Consider the following 19,879-nt stretch of genomic DNA (forward strand, 5'->3'; position numbering starts at 1 on the left):
ACGTAAAAAGTCCTCTCGGCTTAAAAACTAATATTTTATATGATTTTCTATTTTGTTGTTTCTGGTAAAGTGTTATTGCTACGTGTAAGCAATTCCAAGCATAAAAAATGATAAATATATCTTATGTGAATAACAAAATTTAGTGTTTTCATTATTTATCCCTCCATTGCTTAGCTACATTTTAACCTCCATTCTTTGATTCTGTACTTAACCAAACTACTCTTTTACAATCCAAATATCATCTTGATTAACAACACAATTCGAGCATCCCGAACATTGACTTTGGCATTTACTTGTTGCAGACCTTTTAGTTTTTACCAAATATCCATTATTTTCGAGATATTCAATTTTCATTTTTACACTATCTAAATCCTCACCTGTCAGTTCAACAAGTTCTTGCAAAGTGCAAGTCTTTTTCTTTTTCAATACTTCTAATAGTTGTATAAGCATACTTATCACACCTTAAAAAATCAGTAGTCCAATATGATATGCAACACAAGATATAATTAGAGCCGATAATATATAATACAGTGCTATTTTTATCGTCCATTTTTTTGAATGTGTTTCTTGTGCGGTAGCTGCAAGAGCCATCAAACAAGGCATATTGAAGAAAAAGGCAAAAGTAAATGCTAAGGCTTCCGGCTTTGAAATCATTGTCAACATATTATTGCTTAGAATAGCGGTATCTACTGTCCCTTTAACCTCAACTGCATGCCATATTCCTGAAGAAGTAAATAATGATGCCATTACTCCTAATGCCGATTCTTTTCCCATTGCAGAAGCAACAAAAGCCATAAATAATTGCCATGGTAACCCAAACAATTTTGTTACAGGCTCTATAAATGTTCCTACTTTATAAATAAGGCTGTTAGCTATATTTCCATCAGGCGTATAGGCAAGAATCCAAAATATAACAGAAATAAGGATAATGATACTCAATGCCCTTTTCAGTACATTTCCCATCCTATTCATTACAGAAGAAAGTAAATTTTTCCAATGTGGCTTGTGATATGGTGGAAGTTCCATAATCATTCCAAAATGTTCACTTCCCTCATAAAGCGATTTTCTGAAAATCCTATATGTGATTAGTAAATGTAGAAAAGCAACTGCAAATAGGCTTAATATCACAAATACTGCCTGTTTTCCGAAGAATGTTCCTGTAACAAGCCCGACTACTCCCCATGTTGACCCGCAAGGGACTACCCAAGATAATGCAATCGTCATAACCCTCTGTCCCCATGAATCAATTACTCTCGTTCCTGTGATTCCACCTATATTACAGCCGAAACTTAACAAGAACGGCATAATTGCTTTTCCTTGCAATCCTAATTTCGACATAGTGTTGTCAAAGACATAGGAAACTCTTGCCATATATCCTACATCTTCCAAGAATCCAAATACTAAGCTAATTCCCAATACATAACTTGCCATTTGCAATGCAAAAGTAATTGCAGTCATTACGGCTCCACACAAAAGTGAAATCAGCCAATTTGATACTCCAATGGCGACAAGCCCCTTTGCCAACAATGTTGATATTTTAGGTATAACAAACCCAAATAACCCCATTAGCGGAAATCCGATGAGCATAGAAGCAACTAATCCTAAAATGATAACTCCGATAGCCATAGGTTTTCCGAAAGCTTTACTTGTGGCTATACGATCAAATTTGCTTCTCTTAAATACTCTCTTTTTCTGAATAACATTTGCATTGATAAGTTTATCTATCCATTCAAATTTACAATTACCGGTTATTAAATTGCCATTTTTTATGCTTTTTAATACGTTCTCTATTTCTTCAAATTCGACTTTTTCAACATTATCTTTTACTAACGCAATTACTTTTGCATCCTGATCTAATAATTTTCCGATAATCCACGACTTTGAAAATACACCTATACCTTTATCAGGGATATGTTTTTTTAATAGCTTATAGTTATCTCCAACAATATTTTCATATGCCCTTTCTAAATTTTCGTCAGATAAAATTTTTCCTCTATCTGAATGCTCCAGAAAAGCATAAAACTCTTTGTATTCCTTTTTATCTGCCGCAACGATAGGAATGACAGGTATATTCAAGGATTTTTGTAACCCCTTTATATTTATATTTTTCCCTTGACTTGTAGCAACATCCATCATGTTCATGATTAAGACAACCGGAATATTTATTCCAATGTAGTCAGAGAGCATAAATAGACTTCGATTTAATTGTGAAGCATCTGCCATAATAGCAATTAGGTCTGCGTTCCCGGTTTCTATATATTCTCTTGTTATAACTTCTTCCTCTGAATTTGCTGATAATCCGTAAGTTCCTGGTAAATCCACAATCGTATAATTGGTATCTTTATACGAAAATTCGCCTTCTTTTTTCTCAACGGTTTTACCCGGCCAATTTCCAACATGTTGATTTGAGCCTGTCAACCCATTAAACAAAGTCGATTTTCCAGAATTAGGCTGCCCCAGCAAAGCAATCGTTATTTTCTTCATATCTCAAAGTACCTCCATCATTATTTTCTCTGCCTCTATCTTATTGACAGCTATCATCGTATCTCTACAATAAATGAGAATAGGTTGCTTTTTATAATTCTGGATAACTTCAACATCGCTTCCGACAGTTATTCCGATAGATATTATTCTGCTTTGAAAATGTGTATCACCAATAATTTCAACAACTTTACCTTTTGTCTTTTCTTTCAAAGTACTAAGCCTCTCCATAACTATTCTCCTTTATCATCCACTTTTTCGCTCTTTCCTGTGTATTTACCATTTCATAGTAATGTCCTTTTTTTCCATAAAGTTCATTATGATTTCCTTGTTCTTCAATTCTTCCGTTATTTATCAAAATAATTTGATTAGCGTTTTTAATGGTATTCAATCTGTGAGCAATAACAAAAACTGTCTTTCCTTGCATTAAATGCTCCAAAGCATTATTGATTTTAGCTTCATTATCAGGATCAAGAGAAGCTGTAGATTCATCCAACAAAAGAATTGGTGCATCCTTCAGAATCGCTCTTGCAATAGCAATCCTTTGTCGTTCACCGCCGGATAATGTACTTCCTCCATCTTTTATTTCCGTTTCATATCCATCCTTCATTTTCAAAATAAATTCATGGCAACAAGCTAATTTTGCAGCTTGATAAACTTCTTCCTTTGTTGCATTAGGTTTTCCAACCCTGATATTGTTATAAACAGTATCGGTTAACAGTACATTATCTTGAAAAACCTGACTAACATATTTAAGCAACACATCAGGTTTTATGGATTTTATATTTTTTCCACCAATTATAATTTCTCCACTATTTACATCCCAAAATCTTGCAATCAAATTAGCGATTGTAGTTTTTCCTCCACCGGAAGGACCAATTAAAGCTGTAGAAGTTCCTTCTTTTGCTTCAAAAGAAATATTGTTCAGAATCGTTTTATTTCTATCATAAGAAAAATTTACATTCTTAAATTGAATATCAAAATTTTCTAATTCAACTTCATTTTCAGAATAAGGCAATGGCTTCGTTTCATAAGCTTTCTCAAGATTACTTGCAGCTAATTTCAAATCTTTCAATAGTCCATAGGAATGTTGAAAGGCAATAAGAAGTGCAGATAATGCTAAACTCATAAGCATAAAAGCCACAAACTGTTCAGTTCTAACACTACCATTTATAAGCAAATATCCTCCTATAAGAAGAACTATCGGAAGCAAAAAGTTAACTGTGATAAAGTACATACTTGTAGGTAACGCCATTTTCTTTTCTGCGTTTACGCTTGTCTTTCTAACATTTTCAAGTGTATTTATCATTCTTTCAAAATGTTCACTTGTCATATTAGCTGACTTAAACGCTTTCATACCTTGAATGTACTCTAAAATAATAGAAATCATCTTAGAATTTAAATTTCTTTTTCTTGCCCCGTATTTTTCTATCAATTTGTTGCCCCATATCAACATAGGATATGCGATAAGCAATACTAAACACTCTAATAATGCGAGCTTCCAATCGATAAAAAATGTGCCTAATAAAATCAATATTGCTGTAACTGCCGTTTTAATAACCGATGGTAAAGTGTGCGTTATGATCAGTTCAAAACTACTCAAATCCTTTGTAAGAGTTGATAATAGATAACCACTACTATTTTTTTGGAAATGACCAAGGCTCAAACTCCTATAATGATTTGCTAAATCCAAACGCATATCTCCACACATTTCAGCTCCTCTTGAAAAGCTCAAATAGTATGCATGCCTATAAATCAGTATCCTTGCAATCATACTGATGAAACATATTACCGTATATTCTATGATTAAGGTTTTAGTTAATGTATTTTGCAATATATTAACAACGGTAAAATAGAGCATTAAATACAAAACAATGCTTCCTATCGAATCAATAACCATTAGAAAAATCGGTAAATACAATTTTTCTTTTTTATCTTTCAGAAGTGTTCTAATAATCTTAAGCATTTGCACTTACCCCCTCTCCAAAGTAATCTTTTGTGTATGTGTTCCACATACTTTCATAGACCCCTTTTCTTTCTAAAAGAGTTTTATGTGTTCCAACCTCTACGACTTCCCCTTCATCAAATACAACAATTTGATCTGCATTCTTAATAGTATGCAAACGATGAGCAATCATAATGATTGTTTTATTTTTCAACAAGTTTTGAAGTGCTAACTGTATCTGGTACTCATTTTCTATATCTGAATAGGAAGTTGCTTCATCAAAAATAATAATTGGAGAATCTTTGAGTATTGCTCTAGCGATTGAGATTCTTTGTTGCTGTCCACCTGACAATTTCACCCCTTGATCCCCGATTCTTGTCTGATATCCATTCGGTAAACTCATAATAAAGTCATGAATTTGTGCTGCTTTTGCAGCCTCAATAATCTTATTTTCATCTGTATCTGTTCCCATACGAATATTCTCATAGAGAGTGTCCTCCAAAAGAAATACATCTTGAAAAACAAATGATGTAATGTCCATCAAATTATCTATTTTTAATTCATTGATCGGTATGTCGTTAATTTTAATTGCTCCACTTGTTACATCCCAGTACCTCCCAATCAATTGTGCAGCAGTTGTCTTGCCTGCACCGGAAGGTCCCACAAAAGCATTTATTGTATTCGGTTTTAAGGATAAATTTATATGTTGTAATGCTTTATTTTTTGTTTCTTCATCGTCATAGCTGAAAGTAACGTCTTTAAAATCTATTTTCATACACTCATTCTTGTTTATGATTTTTGTTCCGTCTTTCAATTCATCCATATCCATTATTTTTTTTATGTTATCCAATCCGCTTCCAAGCTCCATAGATTGCATAAAGATTGTTACCATATTTAAGAACGAAACAAAAAAGCACATTGTAAGCATAATAAATAGCAAATAGGATGTTGCTGATAAAGAATTTCTCAAAAAGAAATATCCTCCGAACGGCAATGTAAATAAGATTGCTGAATCCAAAACCACTAAGGTTATTGATAAAGGATAGCAAGAGCTCATACACATCTTTTTCCAACAAGTAATATACGCATTCAATGAGCTTCTATATTGTTCAAATTTTTCTGCTGTTAAATGATACATTTTTATTACAGGCATAGCCTTTATAAATTCGTTTGCCGAAGCATTTAAATCAGCAATATCTTCGGATAGCTCCGTTGACATATCCGGATAATTTTTCATTAGCATCATAGGAATTCCTAATCCCAAAATCATAGGAATAAGCATAACAAGTGCCATCATCCAATTTAATTTCAACATGAAAATGAACATAATAACCGGAACAACTGCTGCCTGAGCTAATTCCAAAGTGCTATGAGCCAAAAAATTTTCAACTCTATCTACATCATCAAACAACAATGTTTTAATTTCTCCGGGGGCATGCTCTTGAAAGAATCCCAAATTAAATTTTGAAATATGATTTACAACTTTCAGCTTAATTCTGTGTATTGTGTTAAAAGCTGCTGTATGAGATAAAATGCCCGCAAAGGACATTAGTATTGCTTGCAAAACAGCACTTATAATTCCTATACCTGCCCACATTAAAATTTCTGTATACGAAATATTCTTCTGGAATATCATTAGTAATATCTTATAAACTACAAAATAAGGAACTAATGATAAAGCCGCAGAAATGACAGATAAAAACATTCCTAAATGTAGCTTTTTTCTCTCATCTTTTGCTAATTGGAATACATAAGATATCCCTGTCTTCTTTTTTTCCATTAGTTATTCCATCTCCTTTCATAATTGTTAGCCGTATCTAACTAACTACATTCATTATAAAGCTAATTTTTTATAACTCAAAATCTAACTATGAATTTTGATATTCCTTGTAATCCCTTTATTTATAAGCTTTTTATCAGTATTTCTATTTACATTTTTATAAATTTGTGATATAATAAAATAAATTTGTGATATTAAAAGAGGTGAGTAGAATTGATGGATAGAACAGTTATTGATTATTTAACAAACTTAGTACATGACGCTCCTTTTATTCCTGTTCCAACTTTATCAACCGAAAACAAACAAATCTTTAAAATAGATCCCCATTTTGGCAAAGGTACTTTTCGCATACTAAAATTTGACAGCCGTTTAATTCTAATTTTAATTGCTAACTTTACTCCAAATGAAACAATGGAGAAAATAACCGAAGTATCTGAAAAGTATTTAGAGATTAGCCAATTTGAAACAGAAAGCAGTTCATTTAAAGTCGGTGGCAGAAAGTTAAATAATGTAGAAAAAGGTATATATTGTTACTTAAATACAGAAAAGAAAACTTATACCTATTGTGAGGCAAATAAGCCTGTAAAGTTTACGAAAATAATCCTAACCAAAGAATACTTTGATACTTTCTTAAAATTAAAATATGATGATTTTGAATATGAAAAAGCAAAGATTCTTAATTCTTATTTGTTAAAAACTCAAAATTCTCCGCAGTTGAATTTTATATTTCAACAGATAAGAGAATCCCAAGCTGAAGGAAAGATTTTGCCTTTATATTTGGAAAGCAAAGTTATGGAACTATTATCTATCATAATTACAGAGTTAGAAGAAAAGGAAAAAAATATATCCGTTGTCTTAACTAAAAAAGATAAGCAAAATCTGAAAAGGGCTGTATCAGCTATGAAAAAAGATTTATCGGTTCATATTGACGGACTTGAACTCTCTAAAATTGCTTTAATGAGTCCTGCACGATTTCAATTAGCTTTTCGCAAATACTACGGTGTTCCTCCCTACGAGTACTTAAAAGAACTAAGGCTTAATAGGGCATTATTATTGCTGAAAAATCCCGAGTATAAAATATCTACGATAGCAGAAAAAGTTGGCTATACACACACAGGACATTTTGCTAAAATATTCAAATCAACTTATGGTATCACACCAAGTAAATATAAAAGTATGCTTAACTAAAGAAATTTATCCCAATATTATAAAACATAAATTTAGAGCGTGTAATTTTTACACGCTCTCTTTAAATGATTCCTTGTTTTTATAATCCTTCATCAGTATACCTGCCCTTTTCAAAACCTTTAACTTCTCCTGTTTTTTCTGTTCTCTCCTTTCCTTATACCTTTCCTCATACTCCTGTTGTTTTCCATTTGCTTTACGCTTTAGATAATTTTGATGAAGTCTGTCTCTTCTCTCATTAATTTTTCGTTCTTCTTCCTCAAGTTTTGATCGTTCTTCTTCGCTTAACTCTTCTTTTGGCACTTCATAATTTCCTATGAAGTTAAAATATATTTCTATCTTTTGCTTTGATGTCTGACTTCCTTTTCTATCTCTTTCGTGTACGATAATTTTTTCTACAAACTCATTTATCATTGTAGTTGTAAGTTCATCAAAGTTTTCATAACGACTGATAAGAGATATAAATTTTCTTGCTCTGTCTGTTTCTTTTTCATATCTTGAAACCTGCTGCTCCAAGTCCTTAATTTCTTTACTTAAAGCTACCTGCTCCGTTTCATATTGATTATTAAGGATTTCATAGCGATTATTCGGTATTTTATTCAGGATCATATCTTCGTAAATTCTGCACATCAGTCGTTCGAGTTCCTGAAGTCTGTTTTGGCTTTCCGTTAATCTTATCTTTTCCTTTTCTATCTCTATTTTTTCTTTTTCTTCCATTTCATTTTGAATGGAACGGATAAAGGCTTCATTATCTTCATCAAGGTATTTTTTAATGTCTTTCAGTGTTTCCCTAATAAGGTTTAAGACTACTTCCGCTTTTATTCTGTGTGCTGATGGACAAAGCATGCCACAAGGTGTTTTAGTATAGGCACTGCAAGTGTAATAGGGTATATTTTTGTAATTGCTCGTTCTATGAACATACATCTTGCTCCCACAATCTGCACAATACATCAGTCCTGTGAGTGGGTGATATTCTCCCCAACCGTCAGGATACCTTTTTACATTTCCCCTTATCCTTTGCACATTATCAAAGGTTTCTTGGTCTATGATGGCTTCGTGAGTATTTTCAAAGATGAGCCAATTATCTTCGGATACATATTTACTTTTCTTATCCTTGAAATGCTTTCTTGTTTTAAAGTTAACTGTATGCCCTAAGTATTCTTTTTTCTTTAAGATACTTGCAATTGTGGAGCTACACCAACGATAAGGATATTCAAAGTTTTTGCTTTGATGTAATCCATATCCCAATTTTTTCTGATGATAAGCGGGTATATCTATCTTATCCGCTTCCAGTATCTTTGCTATTTTGTATGGTCCTGCTCCGTCCATTGTAAGATTAAATATTCGTCTTACTATCTCGGCTGCTTTTTCATCTACAACCCACTTATCTTTGTCTTTTTCATCTTTGATGTAGCCATAAGGTGGAGTGCTTGCCGTATGCTTTCCGCTTTCTCCTTTTGATCTAAATGTAGATTGTATTTTTCTTGAAGTATCTCTTGCATACCATTCATTCATAATATTTCTAAAAGGGGTAAAATCATCTTCTCTGTAAAAACTGTCTACATTGTCATTGATAGCAATCAGTCTTACGCCCTTTTGTCTTAATATCTCCATACATTGACCGACTTTAAGATAATCTCTGCCGAGTCTACTCATATCCTTTACGATGATACAACCGATATTTCCAGTATTTACTCCATTCATCATTTCCATAAAGCCTGGTCTATCAAACTGTGTCCCGCTTATTCCGTCATCTGTAAAATGGATGATGTTGGTTAAATTATTCTTACTTGCATATTCTTCAAGGATTTTCTTTTGATTAACGATTGAGTTACTTTCTCCTTCAAGTTCATCATCTCGACTTAATCTCTCATAGAGTGCTGTTATCTTTTCAAAATTCCTCACTTTTTCCTCCTTTCTCTTAATTTCTTAAATAAAAAAGAATTAAGAAGTACATATTTCACTAAAACAGTGATTAAGTGTTCTCCTTAATTCTATTACTCCTGCTGCAAGCTTATATTTCTTATATTGCTTGACTGCAAAGTGCGTAGGCTCTTTCTTTTCCAATGCTTCAAACAGTCTATCAATGGGATTCATATAGGTTTCATCATCTTCTCTGACTTCTGAAGCGTCTATCATATCCAGTAGTGTCGCAAAGTTCTTTTCTTCTCTTGGAGCTTCATAGAAGATATATCCGATAAGAGCTGTATAATAGAGCTTTTCGGCTTTCACCCAAAAATCTTCTCCTGCTTTTTCTCCCTCTCCCTTAGTGTTCGCAATAATTGTCTGCACCAGTTTCAGTATGTCTTTTTCACTTCTGATGTAAGCGAATGGATTGTACTTCATGCTCTTTTTGAAGTTGATGGTATTTAAGATTTTTATCTCATAGCCATTATCTTCAAGCATCTTGCCACACTCAATGACTATTGTTCCTTTAGGATCTGTTACACAATATGAAGAGTGCATTTGCATTAGGTTCGGTTTTACATAAAATCTTGTCTTTCCTGAACCAGAACCACCTATAACAAGTACATTTTTGTTACGAGCATAATTTGGATTTGCAGGTCTGCCATTCATAGTTAATCGTTCTGTTTGAGTAAGCAAAATATTGTTTTGGAACTTTTCATCCACATACGGCTCTATATCTTTTCTCGTTCCCCAGGAAGCGTTTTGTCAAGTACCTTTTTATATTTATGGACGCTCTTTCTGTAAGCCGTATTAACTTTTAAGCAAAGAAAAACAGTAAACCTTTTTTGATTCACTGTTTCTCTTTGTTGTATTATGCTTATTTCTTAACGGTTATATAAGTTAAGCCATTTTCCAATCATTTATGTGTTTGCATGAGAATGACTGTGTATATGCATAGGGTTAAATATAAAATGTCTATGCTCATGCGAATGTACTACTTTTCCGTGCTTATGCTGGTGGGTATGGACATATCCATTATATATTTTTTCGTTACCAAGCGTATCTTTTATCATAATCAATGTGCTGATTATCATAATGCCGAGGGCGATATAAAATTTTACTGTTGGTCTTTCACCCAAAATAATAAAACTAAATCCCACTCCTAAAAATGGTGCTATAGAATAAAATGCACTTGTTTTTGCTGCACCCAAGTTCTTTTGTGCCATAATATAAAAATTTATACTTAAACCATATGCCACAAAACCAAGTAACATAACCGCAAGTATATATAGTATTTCAGGTAGATGTTCTCCAATGATAAAAGCAATAACAATACTGCCAATACCCGAGAAAATTCCTTTTATTAACACAATTTCCTCAGAACTTTTATCACTTATACTTCTTGTACAATTATTCTCAATCCCCCAACAAATACAAGCACATAAAACAAACATTGAACCTTTATTCAGTGCTAATGCTTCCATCCCCTCAAAGCTAAGAATGACGCTTGATAAAAGTACAAGGACAATAGCAATCCATAATCTTTTAGAAATTTTTTCCTTAAAAATCAAAAGGGCAATGACCGATGTTGCAACAATTTCAAAGTTATTAATTAACGAGACATTAGCAGAATTTGTATTGGCAATGCCAAACATCAGAAATATCGGTGCTGCTATATCAAGAACAACCATTGCAATTGTATAAGGTAAATCATTTATATTAAGCCATTTTTCGTCAGTCAATTTGTTTTGAGTTTTCTTTATTCCAAGTAATATCCCAATACCAACACCTGCTCCTAAATACAAAAAACCGGCAAGCATTGTCGGAGACACATTTGCTAATAATATTTTCGATATTGGTACATTGATTGCATATAATGCTGCTGCTAATATTGCAAAAAATGTAGCTGTTTTATTTTTACTCAGTGTCAAAGCCCCCTTTCTATCTTTTTTAATATTATACCATTTTTTCACTTAGTTTTATAGGTCTAACTCATTCCTCTTTCCCTGTGATAGTCGCTTTTCGTGTCCCTCTATTTGCTCTATACAGGTTTTAACTTTTTCAGCCTGTTCAACTTCTTCTCGTATCTCCAATATTTGACTGTATAGGTTCTTTTTCTCTTTCTTCAAAGTGGCAAGTTCTGATTTCCATTTACTGATGGCTAAGGTTTTACTTTCTCCTAAATGGTCTTTCAAATATTTCTTAGCACTTTCAAATAAAATAATTTCTGCCGTATGCTCGTTATAAAAATTCCCCTGTTTGCTTTTCTTTGTCTTGGTATAGGCTTTGTAGGTGTCCTTATGCTTCAAATATTTTTCTGACTGGTCTATGAGTTTTGTTTTATCATCAACTTTCTTTTCGGTATCTTTTAAGGCTCTTGTGGTCTTGTAATTCTTATCTCGTAAGGTAACTATACTTTCTTTTAGCTGGGATAATGAAGTGATATTTTTATCTTTGAGTAGCTGATAACTCTCAATATATTTTTCTAAATCAGCATTATTCTTATCTGCATTTTCACGGATAAGATTTTCAAAGATTGACTGCAAATTTTCTTTGAGTGGGAGGGTGAACTTTGTATTTTCATTTTCTGTATTTTCTTCTTTTCCAATTCCCCTTATCCAATTTAGCAATGCCTTTATTCTTCTTGAGATTTCTTTTAATATCTTGTTTTGATGTATGATTTCTCTGTTGATGTATCCTCTGTCTGTGGATATGCCTTTCTTTTCCATTTGTGTTGCTGATACTCCTAAATGAATGGTCGGTATTTGTTCTATTCCTTGCCTTAGATAAGAGCGATGATCCACTTTCTCCTGTATGCTGTTTTCTTCAAGATATTTGTTTGTGATATCTGCCCATGCTTTTCGCCACTCTTCTGCTTTGTCTTGCTCATTCCAATCTGTTGTATTGATTTTTCGTGTTTTGTAATTTCCATTTTTGAGTTTTACTTTTTCTCCGTTTTCATCAAGGATATATTCCTTTTTTGATTTTGCTCCCCATGTTGTATCCTCGTTTAGTGGTCGCATGGTAAGTAATATATGACAATGTGGGTTTCCATCATTTTTATCATGTATTGCAATATCGGCACACATACCTACTTTTACAAAATTTTCTTTTACATATTCTCGTACAAGATTTATTTGTTTCTCTCGGTCTAATTCTTTGGGTAAGGCTACTTCAATTTCTCTTGCAAGTTGTGAGTTTTTACTCTTTTCTATTTTTTCAACACTATTCCATAATGTCCCTCTATCTGAAAATTCCTGTGGTGCATTTTGTGGTAAAAGAATTTCTGTATGGGCTATTCCACCTTTTCTTGTAAAGTCATGGACTATACCGTCATATTCGTTTTTTATCTTCTCGCCACTTCGATAGGCGGAAGCTGCTACTGCACTTTTGCCTTTACCTCTTGAAATAATCTTTATGCAAAGATGATATATCGCCATAGTAAAAAACCTCCTTTCCATTTTCTGATATGGTTATGGTGGAGATAGATAGAACTTCCTAAAAAAATCGGATAGCTTTTTATCCGATTTCTTTTGGGAAGTACACAAGGGGTAGGAAATTTATTTCCGTAGGGGAGTGTAGCTCCCCTGTATCAGCGTTAGCTGATATGCTCTCTGCAAGAGCCTTCGGAGAACGCACACACCCTTTAGGGTGTATAAGTGCGCCCTTGTCAACAAGGGACTATTTCTCTATCTCTGTTTCTTCCTCTTGTATTTCTGTAATTTTGTTTTCGCTTTGTTCTCGCTTCTCTATGATTTTTAAGATTTTTTGATTGATTGCTTCTTTGATAGTTGAAAATGAGATTAGTTGATAGAATTCATCTTTTGTAAAATCCTTGCTTTCGGTAAAGATACTTTCAAAGACTGCTCCTTTTTCATAAAGCCTTTTATCTCTCTTTTTTCTTTCTTCCTGTTTCTGCTGACTGATGAGCTTTTTTCTTTTGTTTTGTAACTGCTTAATTTCTTCTTCTGCCATTAAAATTTTTTCATCTATATTTTTCATTTTCTGTTTTCCTTTCTTCGTAATTTTGAGCAAAGAAAAAACAGTAAACCATTCTTTTTGTTTACTGTTTCGTAAGTTGATATATTATTACTTGTATTTAATTATTTTACTTCGACAAACTGAGATTTATAGTACTATCTTCTTCCATTTTCTGATTTTTGTTCTAAAAGATCCAAAAGGTGCAACCGTATTTACATGAATAAACTTATATACCTCCCATACTGCTATTTTAGTCGCTTCATCAGCCCATTTTTTCATATGCGGTTTAAACAATTCTTCCTCACTTAACGAATCAATCATTGCATAGATAGAATTAATATTTTCATTTAATTTGGATTTCAACTCTTGTAAGGATAAATGAGCGTAAGTATCCGTAAACCACTGATATAATTCACCAAGTTGATTCCATTTAAATTCGTCCGATGGTGTCTTTACTTTAAGTCCCTTTCTTTCATCTTTCTCCCATTTAAGAAGTAAGGTTGTCCATCCCACTTGATAAGCAAGGTTTTCTGCGGGAGTTCTATCAACTTCATCAACTCTCTTATCTTTTAAGGTTTCTGGTATATTATCAAATTCTGAAATATATTTTTTAAATGTTTTATTTATTTCAGTCTTGAGTTCTTCTTTATTTTCGTATGTTCGCAAAAAATCACCTCCACAACTTCTTATTTTTCTCTCTGAATAATTAATAATATTATACCATTTTTAAGCCAGTTTTTCTATCTCCTCTTTCTGTGGCACTTGACAGTTGCCTATAAAGTTAAAATAAACATCAACCTGTTGTTTTCTGTTTTTGCCTTTTCTTCCCCCTGTCGCTTCGTGGACTACTACTTTTTCAATATACTCGTTTATCATTGGTACTGTCAGTTCCTCAATATCTGTATACTTTTCTATCATTTTTAGAAATTTATCGGTGTCAACTTTCCTCTGATGATAGCTTTCTATTTCTTGTTCAAAATACTGTATTTGTTTCTCTAAATCTTGTTGCTCCATATCATAGGTATTAAACAATCTATCAAAGTGTTTTACAGGAATTTTCCCAAGTGCATGGTCTTCATATAGCTTTGTAATAAGGGTTGTTAGTTCTGCATTTCTTGATGACAGTTTTTCTAACTTCTCTTTATCTCCTTGATACTTTTCTTCTTTTTTTTCATCGGATAATCTATTCATCACTTTTAGAAATTCTTGCTTTTCGTCTTTGGCAAAGTCGGTTATTTCTTTGATTGATTTTAATAGAATTTCATTCACTGTTTTTACTTTAATATAGTGCATACTGCAAGTGCCTTTTCTGTGTCTATAATGTTGACATACAAAAGAGTAATCACTATCATATTTCTTTTCTTTGTGTTCTGCCGGCTCTCTGTAACTTAACTTTCCTCCACAATCTGAACAGATTAAAAGTCCTGTAAAGGGGTGTGATGTTGTTCCATACTTTGGACTTCTTCTCACTGTTTTTCTTAACCTTTGTGCGTTATTCCATGTTTCTTCATCAATGATTGCTTCATGGGTGTTTTTGAAGATAATGAGTTCATCTTCTTTCGCCTTTCTTCGTTTTTTGGTTTTGTAATCAAGGCATATTGTTTTACCAAGTACGGTGTGTCCCATATATTCTTGCTTTTCTAAGATATAGCCTACTGTGGTCGGTGTCCAAAAATACGGGTCTTCTATTCCTCTTTTCTTGGAGCTATGATTATTTTCGGGATAATGTATTTCTGCATAGGCTGATGGGATAAGGACTTTATCTTTGGTTAGTATATCTGCTATCTGTGTTACTCCATATCCCTCTATTACAAGTCTGTAAATGCGTTTTACGACCTTTGAACTCTCTTTATCGACAAGTAGCTCCTGTTTGTTCTTAGGGTTTCTATAATAGCCGTATGGTACGCTTGGTGATACTCTTTTACCCTCTTCCATTCTTGCTCTGAAGATGGATTGTATTTTTCTTGATGTATCTCTTGCATACCATTCGTTCATGATATTTAGAAATGGGGTAAAGTCGCTTTCTGCTTGTTTCTCACTATCTATTCCGTTATTGATGGCGATAAATCTTACTCCCTTTTCTTTGAAAAGTATTTCGGTGTAAAAGCCTACTTTGAGGTAATCTCTGCCAAACCTACTCATATCTTTTACTATCACAGTAGATACTTTGTTTTCTTCTACTGCTTTTATCATCTTTTGAAATCCCTCTCTATCAAAGGTTGTTCCGCTTACTCCATCATCGGTATAGTGATAAATATTTATAAAGCCGTTTCTTTTTGCATAGCTTTCAAGTAGCTGCTTTTGATTGGTGATGGAATTACTTTCTCCTTGCATTTCATCATCACGACTTAAACGCTCATAAAGGGCTGTTTGTCCTGTTCTTTTCATATTTGACACGAGAATTACCTCCTTTCCAAGTTTTTATTATTTTCTCTGTCCCTATGAGGTTAATCCTTTAGGATCTGTTACACAATATGAAGAGTGCATTTGCATTAGGTTCGGTTTTACATAAAATCTTGTCTTTCCTGAACCAGAACCACCTATAACAAGTACATTTTTGTTACGAGCATAATTTGGATTTGCAGGTCTGCCATTCATAGTTAATCGTTCTGTTTGAGTAAGCAAAATATTGTTTTGGAACTTTTCATCCACATACGGCTCTATATCTTTTCTCGTTCCCCAGGAAGCGTTTTGTCAAGTATCTTTTTATATTTATGGACGCTTTTTCTATAAAGATTTTTAGCTTTTAGACAAGAAAAAAACAGTAAACCTTTTTTGATTTACTGTTTTGCTGTTAGTTTTATTAAAATTTATTAGTTAGATATTGGGTTAGAAACTCAAATGTATAATTTTTGTTCTGTTTAACTTATCTGCAAAATACATATATATTCTTGTTTTTAATTTCAATCCCTTACAATGCTTTAATGCTCCATCAAAAAAGCCTGTAACTCCTACTAACCCTGTATTCGTGCAGCTTGCAAATTCTTTTGGGTCATCTACGCTAAAATACATTTGTGCGTCTTCATTTCCCGTTTGTTTTACATATTTATTAGCAAGCTCTAATCCCTTGGAATTTGTTGCGTCAAATATCAATTCTCCGTTAGGAATCAATGATTTCATGCCCTTAATCATATCTACAATTTTTTCTTTATCAAAATATTGATATACTCCTGCAACTACAATCATTGTCGGCAAAGAAGTATCTATTTCTTTTATCCAATCAAGAGTAAACATATCCCCTGCTATCAATCTTTCATTATCGGCATTTCCTAATACTTTTTTTCTTAGTATTATGACATCCGGCAAATCGATTTGATAGAAATTAACTTTAACATTTTTTATGCGATTATATGCTGTTTCCAATCCTGCTCCTAAAAAGACAATATTACATTCCTTGTTTTTTTCGATGAAACTAATAATTTTTTTGTCCATCGTTTGTTGTCTGCAAACACTTGCCATATAAAAATATTCAGTAGTATTACTTTCTATACTGTTTGTGGGTATATGTTGTTTTAAGGATAATGCTTTTTCATCATAGAAAAAATCAGGAAATTTTTCAGACGCATAAACTCTTGCTATAAGAGGAATATATAGAGTATCTGCAACACCACTAAGCAACTCATTTTTGTTCATCTCCATGTCCCTCCTTTCTCATTTTATTTTGCAAGTTATGTGAAACTAATTATTTTCATTATACCACTTTCCCACTTAGTATTATAGGTCTAACTCATTCCTCTTTACCTGTGATAGTTGCTTTTCTCGTTCCTGTAACTCCTCTATACAGGTCTTAACTTTTTCAGCTTGTGCCACTTCTTCTCGTATCTCTAATATTTTATTGTATAGGCTCTTTTTCTCTTTCTTCAAAGCGGCAACTTCTGTTTCCCATTTGGATATATTCAAGGTCTTACTTTCTCCTAAATGTTCTTTCAAATATCTCTTTGCACTTTCAAATAAAATAATCTCTGCTGTATGTTCGTTGTAAAAATCTTCCTGTCTGCTTCTCTTTGTCTTGGTATAGGCTTTGTAGGTGTCCTTGTACTTCAAATATTTTTCTGATTGGTCTATGAGTTGTGTTTTTTCATCAATCTTCTTCTCGGTATCTTTTAAGGCTCGTGTTGTCTTGTAATTCTTATCTCGTAAATTAGTAATGCTTTCTTTTAATTGATTGATATTTGTAATGTTTTTCTCTTGTAATAGCTGATAACTTTCAATATATTTCTCTAAGTCTGCATTATTCTCATCTGCATTTTTACGGATAAGATTTTCAAAGATTGACAATAAATTTTCTTTGGGTGGGAGGGTGGATTTTATATTTTCGCTCTCTGCTTTTTCTTCTTTTCCTATTCCTCTTATCCAATTTAGCAAGGCTTTTATTCTTCTTGAAATTTCTCTTAAAATCATATTTTGATGTTTGATTTCTCTATTGATATTTCCTCTGTCTGTAGCTATACCTTTCTTTTCCATTTGGGTTGCTGATACTCCTAAATGAATGGTCGGTATTTGTTCTATGCCTTGTCTTTGGTAAGAACGATGATCCACTTTGTCCTGTATGCTATTTTCTTCAAGATACTTGTTTGTAATATCTGCCCATGCTTTTCTCCATTCTTCTGCTTTGTCTTGTTCGTTCCAATCGGTTGTATTTATTTTTCTTGTTTTGTAATTGCCATTTTTTAGTTTTACCTTTTCTCCGTTTTCGTCAAGGATATATTCCTTTTTTGATTTTGCTCCCCATGTTGTATCTTCGTTTAATGGTCGCATGGTAAGTAGGATATGACAATGTGGATTTCCATCATTTTTATCATGTAGGGCAATATCGGCACACATACCTACTTTTACAAAATTTTCTTTTACATATTCTCGTACAAGATTTATTTGTTTCTCTCGGTCTAATTCTTTGGGTAAGGCTACTTCAATTTCTCTTGCAAGTTGTGAGTTTTTACTTTTTTCTATTTTTTCAACACTATTCCATAATGTCCCTCTATCTAAAAATTCCTGTGGTGCATTTTGTGGTAAAAGAATTTCTGTATGTGTTATTCCTCCTTTTCTTGTAAAGTCATGGACTATACCGTCATATTCGTTTTTTATCTTTTCGCCACTGCGATAAGCGGAAGCTGCTACTGCACTTTTGCCTTTACCTCTTGAAATAATCTTTATACAAAGATGATATATCGCCATAAAAGAAAACCTCCTTTCCATTTTTCGGTATGGTTATAGTGGCGATAGATAAGACTTCCTAAAGAAATCGGATTGCTTTTTATCCGATTTCTTTTGGGAAGTACACAAGGGGTAGGAAATTTATTTCCGTAGGGGAATGTAGTTCCCCTGTATCAGCGTAAGCTGATATGCCCTCTGCTAAGAGCCTTCGGAGAACGCGCACACCTGTTAAGGTGTATATGTGCGCCCTTGTAAACAAGGGACTATTCATCTATGTCCGTTTCGTCCTCTTAGCTTTCTATATTTTGATTTTCTGTTTCTTCTCTGCTTTCTATAATTTTTAGTATTTTGAGATTTGCTTCTTCCTTACGAATTAAAGATGTAATCAACTGATAAAATTCATCTTTGGTTAGATTTTTACTTTCGGTAAAGATACTTTCAAAGACTGCTCCTTTTTCATATATTCTTTTATCTCTCTTTTTTCTTTCTTCCTGTTTCTGCTGACTGATGAGCTTTTTTCTTTTGTTTTGTAACTGCTTGATTTCTTCATCTGCCATTAAAATTTTTTCTTCTATGTTTTTCATTTTCTCATTTCCTCTCTTTCTAATTTTGAGCAAAGAAAAAACAGTAAACCTTTTTTGATTTACTGTTTCTGTGGTAATTTTTATTAAATTGTTAGTTCTACAAACTGGGATTTGTTTTAGTTATCTCCCATTTTCTTTAATTCCATATGTAATACACAAGCAAATACCATCTCAATAATACATGCCGCAACAGCAACCGTTGTGCCGTTTAATGCACATCCTAAAATCAAAGAAATCATCGGAATGGAAATTGCAGCAACTGTATATCCCTTTGATTGATACAACCATGAATATGGAAATAAATGTGCTCCAAACACCATAGCGTATACCATAATCATCTTTTCCGGAACCGCACTAAACACCCACATAACGATTAATAAATAAACCATTTGATTTAAGGTGAAAATGAAGCCTAATTGTCCAAGTGGATTTTGTTTTGAAAAGATATCCACCTTTATAAGTTTACCAATTAGCCAAGACAGCGGTAATAATGGGCATGAACAGCAAAACACCAATAAATTTTTCATATTCATATTGATATCTAAAATTGACACAAGTACTATCAGAAGCCATATAATCACCGATGCCATGATAAATGGTAATCCTTTTTTCTGCTGAATTGCAATTTCTTTTCTTAATTTATCCATCATTTTCTCCTCCACAAATTCAAATTTGTTTATCTATATTGACTAATATTATAGCATTTTTTAGTTATTTTTTCTACTCACTCGCTACTATCTCCTTTAGAATGTATTACCTTGAATAACTTATCTTGAAATGTTTCCTTGCTCTTTTTATCAAAATATATCTCTGTTACAAAGGTCTTTCCATTTATCTTCTTTGTAAGAATACCATCAGGCT

Annotated in this window: 16 protein-coding genes and 2 pseudogenes; 1 reads left to right on the top strand and 17 read right to left on the bottom strand. The window is 32.9% G+C overall.

Features of this window, described 5'->3' with window-relative positions; genetic code table 11:
* Positions 1-462: 462 nt before the first annotated feature.
* Genes feoB through J2Z38_RS09725 form a run of 4 tightly spaced genes read right to left on the bottom strand, consistent with a single transcriptional unit; the run spans position 463 to position 6,206 of the window.
* Complete coding sequence (gene feoB / locus J2Z38_RS09710) at positions 463-2,484, bottom strand: ferrous iron transport protein B (RefSeq protein WP_019117881.1); 2,022 nt, start codon at positions 2,482-2,484, stop codon at positions 463-465.
* A 3-nt stretch (positions 2,485-2,487) separates the two neighbouring features.
* The gene (locus J2Z38_RS09715) at positions 2,488-2,712 is read right to left on the bottom strand and encodes a FeoA family protein (RefSeq protein WP_002416391.1); all 225 of its coding nucleotides are present in this window, start codon (positions 2,710-2,712) and stop codon (positions 2,488-2,490) included.
* Positions 2,699-4,447 carry an ABC transporter ATP-binding protein gene (locus tag J2Z38_RS09720; RefSeq protein WP_002416392.1) on the bottom strand — a complete coding sequence of 583 codons (1,749 nt, stop codon included), beginning with the start codon at positions 4,445-4,447 and terminating at the stop codon, positions 2,699-2,701. Before J2Z38_RS09720 ends, J2Z38_RS09715 begins: the two co-directional genes overlap by 14 nt.
* Positions 4,440-6,206: an ABC transporter ATP-binding protein gene (locus J2Z38_RS09725; RefSeq protein ID WP_002841661.1), complete on the bottom strand. Its 1,767-nt coding sequence runs from the start codon at positions 6,204-6,206 to the stop codon at positions 4,440-4,442. The genes J2Z38_RS09720 and J2Z38_RS09725 overlap by 8 nt, the downstream gene beginning before the upstream one ends.
* A 216-nt stretch (positions 6,207-6,422) precedes the next feature.
* Here J2Z38_RS09725 and J2Z38_RS09730 point away from each other — a divergent pair, with 216 nt between their 5' ends.
* On the top strand, positions 6,423-7,394 hold the full coding sequence (locus J2Z38_RS09730) for a helix-turn-helix transcriptional regulator (RefSeq protein WP_209775080.1): 972 nt from the start codon (positions 6,423-6,425) through the stop codon (positions 7,392-7,394).
* Between the two features lie 48 nt (positions 7,395-7,442).
* Here the strand turns inward: J2Z38_RS09730 and J2Z38_RS09735 are convergent, their stop codons facing one another.
* The 13 genes and pseudogenes from J2Z38_RS09735 to J2Z38_RS09795 form a co-directional block, all read right to left on the bottom strand.
* Complete coding sequence (locus J2Z38_RS09735; RefSeq protein ID WP_209775082.1) at positions 7,443-9,296, bottom strand: recombinase family protein; 1,854 nt, start codon at positions 9,294-9,296, stop codon at positions 7,443-7,445.
* Positions 9,297-9,392: 96 nt separating this feature from the next.
* Positions 9,393-10,061, bottom strand: a pseudogene (locus tag J2Z38_RS09740) (type IV secretory system conjugative DNA transfer family protein); the annotation flags it as partial.
* A gap of 158 nt (positions 10,062-10,219) precedes the next feature.
* Positions 10,220-11,272 (bottom strand): DMT family transporter, encoded by a 1,053-nt coding sequence (locus tag J2Z38_RS09745; RefSeq protein ID WP_019117184.1) that lies wholly within the window; start codon positions 11,270-11,272, stop codon positions 10,220-10,222.
* A gap of 6 nt (positions 11,273-11,278) precedes the next feature.
* Entirely contained in the window at positions 11,279-12,739 is a 1,461-nt protein-coding gene (gene mobQ, locus J2Z38_RS09750) for a MobQ family relaxase (protein WP_209775084.1), read from the bottom strand.
* 241 nt (positions 12,740-12,980) lie between these two features.
* Positions 12,981-13,301 (bottom strand): DUF3847 domain-containing protein, encoded by a 321-nt coding sequence (locus tag J2Z38_RS09755; protein ID WP_005761264.1) that lies wholly within the window; start codon positions 13,299-13,301, stop codon positions 12,981-12,983.
* A gap of 126 nt (positions 13,302-13,427) precedes the next feature.
* Positions 13,428-13,946, bottom strand: coding sequence for a ClbS/DfsB family four-helix bundle protein (locus J2Z38_RS09760; protein ID WP_005761288.1), 519 nt, complete (start codon positions 13,944-13,946; stop codon positions 13,428-13,430).
* 60 nt (positions 13,947-14,006) lie between these two features.
* Complete coding sequence (locus tag J2Z38_RS09765) at positions 14,007-15,677, bottom strand: recombinase family protein (protein ID WP_023612277.1); 1,671 nt, start codon at positions 15,675-15,677, stop codon at positions 14,007-14,009.
* A 54-nt stretch (positions 15,678-15,731) separates the two neighbouring features.
* Positions 15,732-15,971: pseudogene (locus tag J2Z38_RS09770) on the bottom strand (type IV secretory system conjugative DNA transfer family protein); the annotation flags it as partial.
* Positions 15,972-16,109: 138 nt separating this feature from the next.
* Complete coding sequence (locus tag J2Z38_RS09775; RefSeq protein WP_225304606.1) at positions 16,110-16,919, bottom strand: class I SAM-dependent methyltransferase; 810 nt, start codon at positions 16,917-16,919, stop codon at positions 16,110-16,112.
* A gap of 75 nt (positions 16,920-16,994) precedes the next feature.
* Positions 16,995-18,455 carry a MobQ family relaxase gene (gene mobQ / locus J2Z38_RS09780; RefSeq protein ID WP_209775085.1) on the bottom strand — a complete coding sequence of 487 codons (1,461 nt, stop codon included), beginning with the start codon at positions 18,453-18,455 and terminating at the stop codon, positions 16,995-16,997.
* 269 nt (positions 18,456-18,724) lie between these two features.
* On the bottom strand, positions 18,725-19,018 hold the full coding sequence (locus tag J2Z38_RS09785) for a DUF3847 domain-containing protein (RefSeq protein WP_209775087.1): 294 nt from the start codon (positions 19,016-19,018) through the stop codon (positions 18,725-18,727).
* A 116-nt stretch (positions 19,019-19,134) separates the two neighbouring features.
* Complete coding sequence (locus J2Z38_RS09790) at positions 19,135-19,665, bottom strand: DUF7010 family protein (protein ID WP_225304607.1); 531 nt, start codon at positions 19,663-19,665, stop codon at positions 19,135-19,137.
* 77 nt (positions 19,666-19,742) lie between these two features.
* Positions 19,743-19,868, bottom strand: a complete 126-nt coding sequence (locus tag J2Z38_RS09795) for a transposon-encoded TnpW family protein (protein ID WP_325168621.1) — start codon at positions 19,866-19,868, stop codon at positions 19,743-19,745.
* Positions 19,869-19,879: the final 11 nt, after the last annotated feature.

Source organism: Anaerococcus degeneri, from assembly GCF_017874475.1.
Classification (GTDB): Bacteria; Bacillota; Clostridia; order Tissierellales; family Peptoniphilaceae; genus Anaerococcus; species Anaerococcus degeneri.